This window comes from Collimonas antrihumi (assembly GCF_018304965.1).
Taxonomy (GTDB): Bacteria; Pseudomonadota; Gammaproteobacteria; order Burkholderiales; family Burkholderiaceae_D; genus Collimonas; species Collimonas antrihumi.
The window spans coordinates 1-891 of record NZ_JAGQED010000074.1 but is presented as its reverse complement, the minus strand read 5'-3'; the positions used below and the strand labels follow the sequence as shown (position 1 = coordinate 891).

1 pseudogene is annotated in these 891 nt (G+C 53.1%); it reads left to right on the top strand.

Features of this window, described 5'->3' with window-relative positions:
* Positions 1-156: 156 nt before the first annotated feature.
* A pseudogene (locus KHU29_RS22040) lies at positions 157-891 on the top strand (hypothetical protein); the annotation flags it as partial.

Sequence of the window (891 nt, the reverse complement as noted above, 5' to 3'; positions counted from 1 at the left end):
AAGGAATTATCCTCGGTTCGGAATTATGTACGCCTTGCAGTTTCGATTCCCTATGTTTGCCTGCCGGGCGCTCGCGTCTGCGGCACTCACTACCGGTCGAACTTTACATAAAAATCGTGGTTTCCTGCAGGTTCTACAACCTTCCAGGAGTACACCATGTCAGAAGAATCCGAGGATTTCGTGGTGGCGAGCCTCGTTCGCCGCGATTGGTTAGTCGATGGCCTGCTGAGTCCGCTTGTTGTCCCTTACGTTCATCATTTGCGCGCGCAGGGCTATGCCGATAATAGTGTTCGTGCGTACTTGAAGGCGATCGCACACTTCGCCTATTGGGGAGGAGTGGAAAGCTTTGGATTGTCGGACATCAATGAGACATTGATTAACCGGTTTATCCATGACCACCTCCCCGCCTGCGATTGCCCGGCCCCGCGCCCCTGCCATGTGATCAATATTCGTCCGGCGCTCAAGTATTTAGTGATCGTATTACGACAACAAGGTTATCCCTGCAAGGTACCGCCGAGTTCAACGCCCGCGTCGCGCGAACTCACGAAATTTCGACAATATCTTTTAGAGATCTGTGGTTTTGCGGAAACGACGACTGTTTTCTATCGATTGAAACATATCGGTGACTTTCTGGAGCATCAATTCGGAACGGGCGCTGTGAATATCGGCCGCGTCACCCCGTCGGATATCGAAGGATGCGTGATGGATTACGCCAAGCGTTGGCGGCCTGCTTCGCTCGGCGTAATCCGCGCCAGTCTCAAGAGTTACCTCAAATTCCGGGCATTGCAAGGGAATGAAACACGGCATTTGATAGCCGCACTACCGGTCCTCGCGGACTGGTCGCGGGCTACACTTCCCAAGGCGTTGAACGAAATCCAACTTGCGTGCTTC